The 14,584-nt window shown below is 36.5% G+C and carries 10 protein-coding genes, 1 tRNA gene and 2 pseudogenes; 2 read left to right on the plus strand and 11 right to left on the minus strand.

Annotation, left to right across the window (positions count from 1 at the left end):
• Nucleotides 1-186: 186 nt before the first annotated feature.
• From ACFINX_RS05650 to ACFINX_RS05670, 5 genes and pseudogenes are all read right to left on the minus strand, one after another.
• The gene (locus ACFINX_RS05650; protein WP_375668469.1) at nucleotides 187-411 is read right to left on the minus strand and encodes a hypothetical protein; all 225 of its coding nucleotides are present in this window, start codon (nucleotides 409-411) and stop codon (nucleotides 187-189) included.
• A 213-nt stretch (nucleotides 412-624) separates the two neighbouring features.
• The gene (locus ACFINX_RS05655; RefSeq protein ID WP_375612148.1) at nucleotides 625-870 is read right to left on the minus strand and encodes a hypothetical protein; all 246 of its coding nucleotides are present in this window, start codon (nucleotides 868-870) and stop codon (nucleotides 625-627) included.
• A gap of 1,581 nt (nucleotides 871-2,451) precedes the next feature.
• Nucleotides 2,452-3,071 (minus strand): annotated as a pseudogene (locus ACFINX_RS05660) (hypothetical protein).
• Nucleotides 3,072-3,448: 377 nt separating this feature from the next.
• Complete coding sequence (locus ACFINX_RS05665; RefSeq protein ID WP_375613483.1) at nucleotides 3,449-3,616, minus strand: hypothetical protein; 168 nt, start codon at nucleotides 3,614-3,616, stop codon at nucleotides 3,449-3,451.
• A gap of 530 nt (nucleotides 3,617-4,146) precedes the next feature.
• Nucleotides 4,147-4,223: transfer RNA gene (locus tag ACFINX_RS05670), tRNA-Arg, on the minus strand.
• A gap of 263 nt (nucleotides 4,224-4,486) precedes the next feature.
• On the opposite strand from ACFINX_RS05670, the gene ACFINX_RS05675 reads away from it, so the two are divergent.
• The gene (locus ACFINX_RS05675) at nucleotides 4,487-5,260 is read left to right on the plus strand and encodes an NAD kinase (protein ID WP_375612145.1); all 774 of its coding nucleotides are present in this window, start codon (nucleotides 4,487-4,489) and stop codon (nucleotides 5,258-5,260) included.
• 145 nt (nucleotides 5,261-5,405) lie between these two features.
• Nucleotides 5,406-6,809: a DEAD/DEAH box helicase gene (locus ACFINX_RS05680; protein WP_273790690.1), complete on the plus strand. Its 1,404-nt coding sequence runs from the start codon at nucleotides 5,406-5,408 to the stop codon at nucleotides 6,807-6,809.
• Nucleotides 6,810-6,868: 59 nt separating this feature from the next.
• On the opposite strand, the gene gltX is transcribed toward ACFINX_RS05680, so the two are convergent.
• From gltX to rpiA, 6 genes and pseudogenes are all read right to left on the minus strand, one after another.
• Nucleotides 6,869-8,242 carry a glutamate--tRNA ligase gene (gltX, locus tag ACFINX_RS05685; protein ID WP_273790689.1) on the minus strand — a complete coding sequence of 458 codons (1,374 nt, stop codon included), beginning with the start codon at nucleotides 8,240-8,242 and terminating at the stop codon, nucleotides 6,869-6,871.
• 10 nt (nucleotides 8,243-8,252) lie between these two features.
• Nucleotides 8,253-9,914: an NAD+ synthase gene (locus ACFINX_RS05690; protein WP_375668470.1), complete on the minus strand. Its 1,662-nt coding sequence runs from the start codon at nucleotides 9,912-9,914 to the stop codon at nucleotides 8,253-8,255.
• 123 nt (nucleotides 9,915-10,037) lie between these two features.
• Nucleotides 10,038-11,414, minus strand: a pseudogene (locus tag ACFINX_RS05695) (class II 3-deoxy-7-phosphoheptulonate synthase); the annotation flags it as partial.
• A 68-nt stretch (nucleotides 11,415-11,482) separates the two neighbouring features.
• Entirely contained in the window at nucleotides 11,483-12,874 is a 1,392-nt protein-coding gene (gene gor / locus ACFINX_RS05700) for a glutathione-disulfide reductase (RefSeq protein WP_375620794.1), read from the minus strand.
• A 203-nt stretch (nucleotides 12,875-13,077) separates the two neighbouring features.
• Nucleotides 13,078-13,647, minus strand: a complete 570-nt coding sequence (locus tag ACFINX_RS05705; RefSeq protein ID WP_375612140.1) for a DUF2059 domain-containing protein — start codon at nucleotides 13,645-13,647, stop codon at nucleotides 13,078-13,080.
• A gap of 106 nt (nucleotides 13,648-13,753) precedes the next feature.
• On the minus strand, nucleotides 13,754-14,458 hold the full coding sequence (rpiA, locus tag ACFINX_RS05710) for a ribose-5-phosphate isomerase RpiA (protein ID WP_375613478.1): 705 nt from the start codon (nucleotides 14,456-14,458) through the stop codon (nucleotides 13,754-13,756).
• Nucleotides 14,459-14,584 lie beyond the last annotated feature (126 nt).

Here is a 14,584-nt window from a genome sequence, read left to right on the forward strand (position 1 = left end):
TAAAACTCCACCATTGTTGAGTTCACTCAACTGATGATGGCATCTTTAAACCAGACTCTGGCTCCTATAATCTTTTTAGATCTTCTTGATATTTCTTAAGGAGCTATTCCTTAGCTTTTGTTTCGATAAATTTAGCTATTTTTTTCCTTGCAAGAATGAAACTCCACCTCTCTGGAAAGGCCCTTATTAAGAACTTTGTTTTTCTTCCAAATGGTTCATATTTTTTACTACTTTTGCAATGAAAGCGTAGCTGTGTTGCTTAGATTTGACTACTTCTTTGACTAAAGCCAATGCACATTCAAAATGAAGCTGTTGGGTATTTTCATCAAAGCCTAAATGATCCTCTGCACCGAAACTTTGATAATAAGATTGTAAGGTTGCAACATCACCCAATAAAGCCAGTGCACCAATATGAAGTAAGCTATAATCTGCATCATATACCTTGAATAACCTTTATGTGCCTCCAACTTCACTCTATCGCCAAGGTGGTGCTCCATATCTGGAATAAAAGCATTTATGAAGATCAATTTTTTCTATCGCCTATTTCAAGACATAATCAAGCTTAATTCCAACCAATCTGCATATATTCCTTCTTCACAAACTCTCAACCCCTTTTTATAAAAATCAAGTTGTAGATCTTGTAAGTGCTGAGAATTGATAGGGATCAATTACCATACAGGCAGCAGCTAAAATACCAGTACTAATCGAAACTCCAACATCAAATTGCGAATAATCTTTGATAATTGCGTCATTATAAAGAATTTGTACTTCACAATCTGGGAGTTGATAACATGCTGAATAATTATCTAACTCTTTAATTTTTTCAACAGACCAATCAAGATTTTTGAAGAACACTGTTGCACTCTCCATGATTAAAAAATTCTTTGCTCTACCTCAAAAGAGGTTGTATCCATATCAAAAGTCAAAAGCAAAGCAGATTTTTGCAAACAAAAGTGATAACGCCGTGTAAGAGAAGAATCTTATCAATAAGGTCTTTGGTGATTTCTTTTGCAACGTCTAAACGAGATGGAATCTTATTCCCTAAAAAAATATAATAAAGTCAATAGGTTGTGTGCAATTATTCTATATGAATCCCATTTAAAATCTACACTTTTATACGTGATTTAATTAACCATTTTTCATAAACAATTACCATGTATGGATAGACCATAAAACGCATGTAAACATTCAAATGAAGTGAACGCAGCTATCATTCATAACAGTTCATAAATTTTATGATACGTTTTTATCACACACAAATCGCATTATTAAAAACGTAATCGTTTGAAATTATCGATAACATAAATTGCATGCGTTTAAAAAATGGTATGGGGTTTACTCTTTTTTTGAGCTAAACCTTAAAAGAAATAATCATTTGAAACTATCATAGAATAGGTTTTAATTCATTAAGGGCACATAAAAGGATTTAAAGACAAGTCGATTTTAAAGCGCCGCTTACTAAAAAGTTAGTCAATAATAAGCAGACATTATATAGATATTATCATCACAACAGGTAATGAAATTGATAATGTTATGTCGTAGAAATCAAAAGATTTTTAATGATATAACGCAGGCAAACAAGCAAAAAACGTTTTAAAAGTTACAGTTTAAAAATACGAAACCAAATGAAGTCCCCTCAAATTTGAGTATACTTATTAAGATAAAGATAAGTAGATAAATTTCAAAAGGATTGCAATCATATTACAAAGGCATGGTGTTTTACTCAATTTTGAGTCAAAAGCGACAATATTAAAGACTGCTCTACTCTAAAGTTAACGAGCTCAAATTTGGGCTGATTAATTTTGCCAGCCCAAATATGGACCGGCTTATTTGCAGAGAAATTAAGTTTAAATGCAAAGTGAAAATACGCTTATGAGAACCTCACTAAATGAACGTTTAAACGTTTAGAGACATAAAATGATATCTCTATAAATACGTTTGAAACCTAGATTTATAACAGTTTAAAAGCCTTAGATTTTATAAAAAGCGGTTGTTTATTATCTTATGAAAAGCTACTTTTAAAAACCAATGTTCGTAAATGTAAACAACGGGTTTTGTTACAAATATTCACTTAATACGCATTTTCTCTTGAGAGTCTTGATATGAACCTACCAAGCATTGAGACATTTTGATAATGTACTTTGTGTCAAATGACCACTTCAAAAATGCGAGCGTTATTCTTAATACGCTTTATAGCCATACATAAAGTGTTTATAGGTTCTGTAATTCAAATGAGTGATTAAAGATCATATCTGTCATTTACGTTCCTTTTGATCAGTTTTAATCAATAGAATAGAGCGTTTGCAATATGATACGTTTTGTATACATGCATTCATTATTGATTTCTTTTGTATGATCTGTAGCACCTCTATTTACAAGCAGCGTCATATCAATGGCACAGCTTTCTTTTATGATGCGTTTATAACCATCAAAAAAGCGCCCCTACATCTGTCATTTATTCTGTTTATCAATCTTGATAACGTTATTGCTTTCATAAACCTCACAATTTATGGGAACCGAATATAAATCGCTATGTCTTTTTATTCTTGCATTGCCATATACATTACCTCTAATCACGATATAGTCAGGGAGATCTTGGCATTGCCATAAACAGAGCCGTAGAGACCTTAGTATGACACCCCACGCTAGCATTGCCGTAAACCTTGCCTAACAACCGCATGATCATAAACTGCGGCATTGCTATGAATACGTGCACTACCGGATAATTTTGCATTCCCATAAACCCGCGCTTAATGATAAACTCAAACGTTATAAGAAAGATGAGCATTGTCATAAACATGAACACCAAAATACACATGGGTTTTATCACATATAAGGGTATTGCCATACACATAGCCACCAATGGCAGCATTGCCATAGCCCCTTATATTTTCATAAACACAACCAGATTTTACAACACAGACATTATCAGCAACCCAGCAATTACCATCATGAGAGAGATTGCTTTCATTTTCAATAAAAGCATCCAGATCGCCTTTTTTTACATCACCAAAATCGTTTAAAGCACGAATGCGATAATATATATATACATGACCAGTCACGAAATCCATTTGATTGATCTATTCATATTTTGGATGGTTTTTTCTGATTAACAGGAGCGGTTTCATTTGCAATGAAAGAAATAACGGAGGTGTTTTTTGATATAGTTATCATAATTAAACCTGTATGTTTTTAAAAGTTTTGAACAGACATTAAGCCAGCTCCAAACCAAATGTTTGTTGCATCAAGCGCTCTGTTCAACTAATAATAACATATTCATTACCTAGTAGTAGAATACCAACTCCTACACCTGCATAAAGCGAAGCAATAATCCGCCCATATGGCTATGCTGCATGACCATAATAGAACCCAAAACCATCATTGCTACACTCGCAACACCAGCAGCAAAACGGATCAAAAGGACTAAGTGTTAACGCCATGAAAATAATTAAGTGCACTCATTACTATAGCTGCACAAGATAGTATGCGAGGAGCACGAGATATAATCCCAATTACTGCCAAACGTAAAGAACATACTCCCAACTAAATAACCACCATAATTAGTGTTCGGTATATAAGAAAGTTGATTAAAGCTAAACAATCCTTCATCCAACATAACTGGCAGTATTGGTGTATAGAGAAATCACCAGATACCCATATCAAAACCATATCGAATACAGCATTTTGAAACAATTCAAATCTTGACGGTTGTTTTTTCCCCCTTATTATTCCTTTAACTGGTGATATTCCTCATCTGCGTTCCATATCACCATAACAGCCTTTAACTCCAAAAATAGAATAAAAGCAAATTTAGCTATCTATTTTAATGCTCAAAACAATATATTTAGCGATCTACTATCAACATCGCCAGATCAGTTGTACAATAACATATTGAATTAAATGTACTTTTTAAATGTTTATAGTTAAATTGAAAGCATATTTAGATAACCTTGCTTTTTTATCTCGATATTCAAAATGACTAACCGAAAAATTATATACGCAGCCGTAAATTTTACTTCTCTTAAAATCATTTGCTTCTTCGCTGCAAAACTTAATAAACAACTCAAATAACCATTTTCATAAAAGAGGAAATTGGCTTCTTTTTAGGTAATCTTGTTATTTAGGATGATATGAAGTTGAAGAATTTGGTGCACCCGACAGAATTCGAATCTGTGACCTCTGCCTTCGGAGGGCAGCGCTCTATCCAGCTGAGCTACGGGTGCTTCACACTGATTATTAAAATCAGTTATGGTCTTTTAACTAATCATACTCTTAGCTTCAATGCTAAATTATCATTCTAATAAAAAAATTACTCGTTTGTAATTTATCTAACAACGCATTCCTTTTACTTTTTAATGATACTTTACCTTGAAATAACTTCTCTTTATTCAATGCTCTTTTTATTATAAAAAGAGCTTTTATTACAACTTCAAAACTCTCAAAAATAAGTTACAACATAAATTATAAGTATCAGGATAATTTTTAAATGGCTACATTACCAAGTCGCTTTCATTTTATTTCCGCAGAAACTGAGGAGGCTATCAAAGCTACCCATAAATTAATTTCCGTTTATGGTCATTCTTCTCTGGAAGAAACTGATATTGTTGTTGCAATCGGTGGTGATGGGACAATGTTACAAACCGTACGAGATGTCATGAACACAGGCAAACCTATTTATGGTATGAATCAAGGTTCTGTAGGGTTTCTTATGAATGAATTTCATGAAAAAAAATTGCCCAATCGTATTGCTGCCGCACATAAAAAAGAAATCCATCCCCTGCGCATGATTGCAAAATCTGAATGTCAAGATTCTATCGAGGCGCTTGCAATTAATGAAGTATCCCTCTTTCGGCAATCTTATCAAGCGGCAAAAATTCGCATCACCATTGATAACAACGTACGCATGGAACAATTAAGTTGTGATGGTGTCCTCGTCGCTACACCAGCTGGATCAACCGCCTATAATTTATCAGCACAAGGACCTATCTTACCTCTTATGGCTCCCCTTATGGCCCTCACTCCCGTTAGCCCTTTTCGCCCTCGGCGTTGGCATGGAGCTTTGCTTCCCGATACAGTAACAGTGCGCTTTGATATGCTTGAACCTGACAAACGCCCTGTAAACGCTGCTGCAGATAATATTGAAGTTAAATCTGTCCATTCAGTTACTATTTCAATGGCAACAGAAGTAACAGCTTCAATCCTTTTTGACTCAAATCATTCATGGGATGAGCGCATTTTATCAGAACAATTTCGCTATTAATGATTGTATTATGCGTTTTATATGTATATGATTGTTATAGTTAGTTTTTTTGTGAAAACATCTTAACACTTTTAAAGAGTGTAGAATATTGGTTATAATCATCATTAGATAGCGCAGTTAAAATCACAGAGCAGTTGATAAAAAAATGATACCATCTTTAAACAGTTTTGATGATTTAGGTCTTTCCGCAAAGGTTATTAATGCGGTGAAATCAGCGGGGTATACAGCTCCGACACCTATTCAAAGTGAAACAATTCCGCATGTCCTTCAAAGAAAAGACGTTTTAGGAATCGCCCAAACGGGAACAGGTAAAACCGCCTCTTTCGTATTGCCTATGCTCACTCTCCTTGAAAAAGGTCGTGCAAGAGCACGAATGCCCCGTACACTCATCTTAGAACCAACAAGAGAAATTGCAGCTCAAGTTGAAGAAAATTTCGATAAATACGGCATAAATCATCGTTTAAATGTTGCTCTTTTGATTGGTGGCGTTTCTTTTGAACTCCAAGATCGCAAACTTGAACGGGGAGCTGATGTTCTTATAGCAACACCAGGGCGCCTTCTTGATCATTGCGAGCGCGGTAAACTGCTCCTGATGGGCGTTGAAATCCTTGTGATTGATGAAGCTGATCGCATGTTGGATATGGGCTTTATTCCTGATATTGAACGCATCTGTAAACTAACCCCTTTTACGCGTCAAACTTTGTTCTTTTCTGCAACAATGGCGCCAGAAATTACAAAGCTAACGAAACAATTTTTACATTCTCCTGTATCTGTTGAAGTTACAAAAGCTTCCTCAACAGCTACCACAATTACACAACGGCTTGTCAAATCTGGAAATAAATCATGGGATAAAAGAGCGGTTTTACGAGAGCTTATCCAAAATGAAGGTGCAGAGCTTCAAAATGCAATCATTTTCTGTAATCGAAAGAGAGATATCTCTGAACTTTTTAGATCGCTTATCAAACATAACTTTAATGTAGGGGCACTTCATGGAGATATGGACCAATATTCGCGCATGAACACCCTAGCTGATTTTAAAAATAATAAACTTACACTTCTTGTTGCTTCTGATGTTGCTGCCCGTGGACTCGATATTCCAGCTGTAAGTCATGTATTTAACTATGATGTTCCTACACATGCTGAAGACTATATCCATCGAATTGGTCGTACAGGGCGTGCAAATCGTAGCGGAAAAGCCTTTACAATCGTTACAAAAGCTGATCAAAAATATATCAATGCCATCGAGGAAATGAGTAATGAAAAAATTGAATGGCTCAATGGAGATCTCTCAACTTTAATAGCCGATGATCAAACAGAAGATATTGTTGTAAAGAAAAAATCTTCAAAACCATCAAAGAAAACTGCTCCAAAAGAGCCTGTTGTTCACACTAAAAAATCTGTAGAAGAGAATAAAACAGAATATATCAAAAATGCAAATAATAAGGAGAAGCCATCTGAGCAACAACGCTCACGAAAAAATAAGAATTACACACCTATTGGATTTGGTGATGATATTCCTGCTTTCATGCTTATAAAAACGTGTAAATAAACCCGTTCTCTACTCTCTTTTAGAGTGAAATGAACGAAATACTTTTAAAAAATCCGCTCTTATTTCCTAGAGAGCCTTTCCGTTACCTTTTCACGCCCTAAAAGCTGCAAAATTTTTCCCATTTCAGGTCCATGATCCATGCCCGTAAGTGCCTGACGTAATGGCATAAATAAAGCTTTTCCTTTTCGACCTGTTTTTTCTTTTAATGCTGTTGTCCAAATTTTCCAACTTTCCTCATTCAAAGCACCTTCAGGTAAGAAATCGAGTGATTGGTGCACAAAAGCACGATCCTCTAGTGCTACTGTATCAAAATTCTGTTCATCATGAATGATTTTCCACCAAAAAACAGCATCATTGACTTTATTAATATTGCTTCTTATCGCGTTCCAGAAATATTCCGCCTTATCTCCCTCAATAGAAAGTTTTTTAAGGCGCATTTTTACTTCCTCATAGGTTAACTCATGGACAAGATGACTATTCAAAGCAAGAAGATCAGCAATATCAAATTTTGCAACGGATCTTGACGTATCTTGGAGATTAAAATGCTCTAAAAGCGCAGCTTGATTGGGATAGGGATGCACATTTTGCGATGTCCCAATCAAAACGGCAAGGCATTGAACAGCTATAGATTCAAATCCTTCTTCCCGTAGAGAACGAATAGAAAGATCATTATTACGTTTTGAAAATCCTTTTCCTAAAACTGTCGCCAATAAATTGGTATGAGCAAAAACCGGTAATTCTGCATTAAGAGCTTTAAAAAGAGCAATTTGAGCGCCTGTATTTGTAATATGATCATCCCCACGAATAATATGCGTAATAGCCATATCTACATCATCAACAATAGACGGCAATGTATAAAGATAGGTTCCATCTTCACGAATAAGAACAGGATCTGAAAGAGAAGCTAAATCAATCGTCTGCTTTCCCTTTATTGCATCATTCCAGCAAACTTCTGTTCGCTTTGTGTGTAAAGGATCACTTTCAAAATTAGGAAGAAGAAAACGCCAATGGGGTTTACGACCTTGTGATTCAAAGTTTTTTCTCTCTTCTGTTGTCAACTTCAATGCTGCACGGTCATAAACAGGAGGCAATTTGCGTGAAAGCTGGATTTTACGACGCCGCTCTAATTCCTCTGTTGTCTCATAACAAGGATAAAGAAGGCCACGTTGTTTGAGAATTTCTGCCACTTCATCATATCGATTAAATCGCTTGGATTGGTAATAAATTGCATCTGGTTGAATACCAAGCCATTCAAGGTCAACAGCAATAGCATCGATATATTCTTGTTTAGAACGTTCAATATCTGTATCATCATAGCGTAAAATAAATTCTCCCTTATACGCTTGCGCATAAAGCCAGTTGAAAAGCGCAATACGGATATTGCCAATATGAATATAACCTGTTGGAGAGGGAGCAAAACGAACTTTAACCATAAAATAATACTCAATTTTTATCGCGAAAATGATTGACTATAGGATAGCGACGATCGCGTCCGAAATTTTTGTAACTGATTTTTACACCAGGCGCAGATTGACGCCTTTTATATTCGGCACCATAAAGAAGCTGTTCAACTTTCGCAACAGTTTCTCGTGAATGTCCACGTTTAACAATATCACAAATACTCATGTCATTTTCTACAAGATATTGTAATATATCATCTAAAATAGGATAAGGCGGAAGAGAATCTTCATCTTTTTGATTTTCCCGCAGCTCTGCAGAGGGTGCTTTTTCTATAATATTGGATGGAATGATCATTCCTTCTGGTCCTCTCAAATTGTGCAAGTGATTTTTATTGCGCCACTCCGCTAATGCATAAACCTGCATTTTATAAATATCTTTAAGAGGATTAAACCCGCCATTCATATCCCCATACAGTGTTGCATATCCCACAGCCATTTCTGACTTATTGCCTGTCGTTACCACCATTGAGCCGAATTTATTTGAAAGCGCCATTAAAAGTGTACCGCGTATACGACTTTGAAGATTTTCCTCTGTGACGTCAGAGGGTAACCCTGAAAAAACAGGTGCCATTGTCTTTAAAAAAGCCTCAACAGGTTGTGCAATCGGTATGATTTCATAACGACATCCCAAAAGATCAGCACATTCTTTGGCATCTTTTAATGATTCTTGCGAAGTATAATGATAGGGCATCATAATGGTGCGAACCCTCTCAGCACCAAGAGCATCCACCGCCATTGCCGTACACAGGGCTGAATCAATTCCTCCTGAAAGACCAAGAATAACATCCTTAAAGCCGTTTTTATTAACGTAATCTTTCAACCCCAAAACACAAGCTTGATAATCAGCCGCTAATCCATTGAGAAGTCTTTCATTAGGACCTGAAATACAGTGCCATCCCGTCGTTGTTTTTTGCCAATGGCTTAAAGCAATATGGCTATCAAAGTGTTTCATTTGAAATATCTTTTTGCCTTGTCCATTCAAGGCAAAAGACCCACCATCAAAAACGAGCTCATCTTGACCACCTACTTGATTAGCGTAGATAATTGACACTCCAGATTGTAGAGCCTGTGTATGAACAACGTCTATACGTTTTAATGTTTTATTACGATAATAAGGAGATCCGTTAAGGACAAGAATAATTTCCGCTCCTTTATCTTTAAGCTCTGTACTAAGAGAGGAATCATTCCAAAGATCCTCACAAATGACTATTCCTAATTTAATTCCATGATAGACAATAGGCTGAGGACGTGGACCTGAAGAAAATAAACGCTTTTCATCAAATTCAGCATAATTAGGTAAATCAAACTTCAAACATTCGGCAATGACTCTCCCTTCATCAAGAACCATGACAGCGTTGTAAATATTACCATTGCGCCTTAATGGAAGACCAATGACAATTCCTGGTCCGCCTACGGTTATCTTTGCTAATTTCTCAACAGTCTCTTCACATGTTTTTGTAAAAGCAGGTTTTAGAACAAGATCTTCCGGCGGATAAGCACTTATAAAAAGTTCCGTGAATAAAACAAGATCAGCCCCCTCTTCTTTGGCCTTTTGATGCGCCATGACAGCTAAAGAAAAATTCCCCTCAATATCACCGACAATAGGATTTAATTGGGCAATTGATACCCGAAAATCATTTTTCATAAGCCTTTGTATCATTTCATCAGTTTAGCAACCACAACTTTATTCTTCATCATCGGAAACATCATTTTTTAAAATTCTTTTCTGCCATAATGACCTAAAAATATTAGGCAAATTTTTGCCTACCCCCCCAGCAGCAATTGCTAACGATTCAGTCACGCGATTTTTTTTAAGGAGTTCAGCAACAAGAAAAGCCAATTCTAACGCTTGATCTGCATTTAACCGTGGATCACATTGCGTATGATAACGATCAGATAAATCGTCCACAGAAATGGCGTGCGCCCCTCCTGTACATTCAGTAACATCACGACCTGTCATCTCAATATGAATGCCTCCTGGATAAGTTCCCTCTCCACGATGCACTGCAAAAAAATTCTCTACTTCTTTTAAAACATAATCAAAAGGACGCGTCTTATAACCATTGGCAGTAATTGTATTGCCATGCATTGGATCACATGACCATATAACCGCACGCTTCTCGCGTTCAACAGCACGGATGAGTTTAGGCAGATAACTTTCAACTTTATCATAACCAAAGCGCGTAATGAGAGTAAGCCGCCCCAACTCGTTTTCAGGATTTAAAATATCAATTAATTTTAAAAGCTCATCAGGCTCAATGGAAGGACCACATTTTAATCCTATAGGATTCTTAATGCCGCGACAATATTCAACGTGAGCATGGTCAATCTGACGCGTACGGTCACCAATCCATAACATATGACCAGATGTTGCATACCAATCTCCTGAAGTTGAATCAATCCGAGTCAAAGCCTCTTCATAACCAAGCAACAGTGCTTCATGACTGGTATAAAAAGATGTTTCACGCAATGAAGAATGTGTTTTGGATGTAATCCCTATAGAACGCATAAAATCAATTGCTTCAGAAATACGCTCTGCCAATAATTCATAACGTTCTCCCTGCGGACTGTTAGAAACAAAACTCAACATCCATGTGTGAACATTTTCTAAATTAGCATAGCCACCTTGTGAAAAAGCACGCAATAGATTAAGTGTTGCCGCAGATTGGCGATAAGCCATAGACATCCGTTGCGGATCTGGAATACGAGAACCGGCTTCAAATTCAATGCCATTAATAATATCCCCACGATAAGCAGGAAATTCAACTCCCTCTTTTCTTTCAATATCAAAAGAGCGAGGCTTTGCAAATTGACCAGCAATACGACCAATTTTAACAACCGGTTTAGAACTACCAAAGGTCAAAACAATCGCCATTTGCAAAAATACACGAAAAAAATCACGAATATTATCAGCTTCATGTTCTGCAAAGCTTTCGGCACAATCACCACCTTGCAATAAAAAAGCTTGGCCTTTCGCAACGGCTGCTAATTCATTTTTTAAATCACGTGCTTCACCGGCAAAAACTAAAGGAGGATAGCTTCTCAGTTTTCGCTCAACATCTTCTAACATAGACTTATCCGGATAAATCGGAACTTGTTTAATTGGCCTTGTTCTCCAAGTGTCAGGCGCCCATTCTTTTATCATTACACTCTCTCTAAAGATTAATCTTACAGATTAGCATATCAAAAGCTTTTTACCGCAATATATGCTGTTTAACTTTCTATTTTCTTCCCATTTTCATATATATAACTTGGTTTATACATCGTTACCAATTCTTCTGCCATCGTTGGATGCACTGCCATCGTCTCATCAAAGATATCCTTCGTCAGCTTACCCTTGAGAGATATCCCTATAAGCTGAGCCATCTCACCAGCATTTTCCCCTAAAATATGAGCGCCCACAACAATACGGCTTTCACCGTCAACAATGAGTTTCATAAGCATTTTCTCTGAACTACCAGAAAGAACATTACGCATAGGACGAAAAACTGTACGATAAATTTCAAGACGCTTATAACGCTTTACCGCCTCCTCTTCTGAAAGACCAACCGTTCCAATCTCTGGCTGTGAAAAAACTGCTGTTGTAATTAAATCATAATCAGGTGTTGTTGGAATATTTTCAAATGCTGTCTTAACAAAACACATTGCATCATGAATCGCAACGGGTGTTAATTGAATATGACCTGTTACATCACCAACAGCCCAAATATGGGGGATATTTGTTGTCATTTTCTCATCAACAACAACTGCACCAAATTCATTCACCTTAACACCTGCCCGCTCAAGTCTTAAACCCGTTGTATTTGGTACACGCCCCGTAGCCAACATAATCTGATCGGCTCTGATTATTTTCCCATTTGATAAAACAACTTCATAACAATTTTCTGCAGCCTGCACTTTAGAAATTGTTATGCCATAAAGAATAGAAATCCCTTTTTCAATCATTGCATCGCTGAGCAATTGCCGCAAATCATGATCAAAATTACGAAGGATTAAATCACCACGATGAAGGAGTGTTGTTTTTACACCTAATTCATGAAAAATATTAGCAAATTCAACACCAATATACCCTCCACCAACAATCACTATTGATTTTGGGAGTTGATTAAGGTCAAAAATCTCATTAGAAGTAAGGCAAAATTCACCGCCTTCTATGGACGTATTTGGTGCAAGTTTTGCCCCTGTTGCAATCAAAATTTTTTCTGCACTTACCCGCTCACCCGTGGCAGAAAGCTCTAATGTGTGATCATCTATAAAAGTAGCACGACTTTCATAAATATGCACATTGTTATTTTCTAATCCCTTACGATACAACCCTTCTAACCTTGATATTTCTTTATTTTTAGCTGCAACCAACTTTTCCCAGCTAAAAATTGGATCCGCATATTCCCACCCAAAACCAACACTTTTCTTAAATTCTTTTACATATTGTGATGCATAAACATAAAGTTTTTTGGGAACGCAACCACGAATAACACAAGTGCCCCCTATACGATATTCCTCTGCTATAGCGACCCGCTTGCCAAGACCTCCAGCAAGCCGTGCTGCACGCACTCCACCAGAACCACTTCCAATAACAAATAAATCAAAGTCAAAAGAGCCCACGAATTATTCCTTCTTATACATCTGCAAGAGTAGGCTAAGATCTTTTATTATCAAATGAAAGTCTTTTTTTCTTTTGAAGAAGCCTTTTTTATAAAGCAGTATTCTAAAAAGACTTATTCTCATTAAAATATTTAAAACGGCGGGAAAACCGCCGCTATAAAAAAAATCAGAAATTGCCCATTGTTGTCATGATATCGATCAAGCTATTTTTTATTTTCTGAAGATTCTGATTTTATAGGCATATTTGTAGGCATAGTAGAATTATTCAAATTAAGTGTTTCAGACATCTCTTTTTTCACATTTTCTACAAGATCCCGCATAAGAGCAGTACGCCATATATCAAATGCTGAATAAGAATCACGTGCAATATTGGGGACTTCTGTCAAAAACTTTTTACCGGTATCAGAATTATAAAATGTTGTTATCGCATCAAGCTCTTTTTGAGTAAAATATTTTGCATATACGTGAGCAATCTCTTTTTCTAGATCAGAGCGCCTTTTAATTAAAGCAAGCGCCTGCTTATCAACAATATCAGAAATAGCTGTTGCCAAATTCGGATCATCGCTAATCAGTTCATTTTTGAAATCATGGACCGCATTTGGTAAAAAGCTATCAAATTGATCCGTTGCATGAATAGCTCTGATTGCCTTTCGCGCTGAATCTAAATGTTGATCACTCACACCTTGTGCATAAGCCATGCCAACATTCACAACAAAAATAGCAATTGCACTAAAATATACGACAAAACGCTGAAAAGAAAATATTATTTTCATTTAATGATTACCCCGATCGCTAATTATAATTTTAATTCGTTATTCTACCTAAAATCTTTAAGACCCTTTTTTACTGTGCTAACATATCATCATGTAAATGCCTTTTCTAAAAATCAAACGGTTCTAAAACTTTTATTTGACCATCAGCCATAGCGACAATTGCACGTGAAGCCAACCCCAAAAAAAGGCCATGCTCAACAACACCAGGAATAGCAAGAAGTGCATCCGATAATGGTTTTGGTTGCAAAATGCAGCCCCAAAATGCATCAAGAATAAAATGGCCACCATCTGTTTCAAAAGGATTTTTTCCATTCATTCGCAATGCAATTTTTCCAGAAAGCCCTAAATCATCAGCGACTTTTTCAATGGCTCTGCATGTTGTGTGGATACCAAATGGATTAACTTCAATTGGTAGTGCAAAAGCACCAAGTCTTTTTACCACCTTTGTTTCATCCGCAATGACAAGCATTGCACGAGATGCCGACGCTACAATTTTTTCATACAACAATGCTCCCCCTCCCCCTTTAATGAGCATCATCTCAGGACCAATTTCATCTGCTCCGTCAATATCAAGATCCAGCTCAGGTATTTGTTCTAAAGTGCTAACAGGCACTCCAAACTTATGACAGAGTTGTTCAGAATATTTTGAAGTAGCAACACCAGTCACCCGCAAACCATCCGCAACACGCTCACCTAGAAGATGAATAAATTCATTGACTGTCGAACCAGATCCGATACCAAGCCGCATACCATCTTCAACAAACTCAAGCGCTTTAATAGCTGCCATTTTTTTTAACTGCTGAACATTCATGAATGACTTTGCCTTCTATCCGTATAAGCAGCATTTATCACCCCTATTACCACCGATAATAATGATAATAAAAGATAACCTCTTGACGCAATCTATTTAAATTGACCATCATCTCTTGCTTGAAGA

The sequence above is a fragment of the Bartonella sp. AP36NXGY genome (genome assembly GCF_042195865.1).
In the GTDB taxonomy this organism is placed as follows: Bacteria; Pseudomonadota; Alphaproteobacteria; order Rhizobiales; family Rhizobiaceae; genus Bartonella.

What these genes read in the sequence shown, in the direction of transcription:
- gltX (WP_273790689.1), bottom strand. Translation starts at nt 8,242, where the DNA reads ATGGTTAAAGTTCGTTTTGCTCCCTCTCCAACAGGTTATATTCATATT.
- ACFINX_RS05680 (WP_273790690.1), top strand. Translation starts at nt 5,406, where the DNA reads ATGATACCATCTTTAAACAGTTTTGATGATTTAGGTCTTTCCGCAAAG.
- ACFINX_RS05655 (WP_375612148.1), bottom strand. Translation starts at nt 870, where the DNA reads ATGGAGAGTGCAACAGTGTTCTTCAAAAATCTTGATTGGTCTGTTGAA.
- ACFINX_RS05705 (WP_375612140.1), bottom strand. Translation starts at nt 13,647, where the DNA reads ATGAAAATAATATTTTCTTTTCAGCGTTTTGTCGTATATTTTAGTGCA.
- rpiA (WP_375613478.1), bottom strand. Translation starts at nt 14,458, where the DNA reads ATGAATGTTCAGCAGTTAAAAAAAATGGCAGCTATTAAAGCGCTTGAG.
- ACFINX_RS05665 (WP_375613483.1), bottom strand. Translation starts at nt 3,616, where the DNA reads ATGTTGGATGAAGGATTGTTTAGCTTTAATCAACTTTCTTATATACCG.
- ACFINX_RS05690 (WP_375668470.1), bottom strand. Translation starts at nt 9,914, where the DNA reads ATGAAAAATGATTTTCGGGTATCAATTGCCCAATTAAATCCTATTGTC.
- ACFINX_RS05675 (WP_375612145.1), top strand. Translation starts at nt 4,487, where the DNA reads ATGGCTACATTACCAAGTCGCTTTCATTTTATTTCCGCAGAAACTGAG.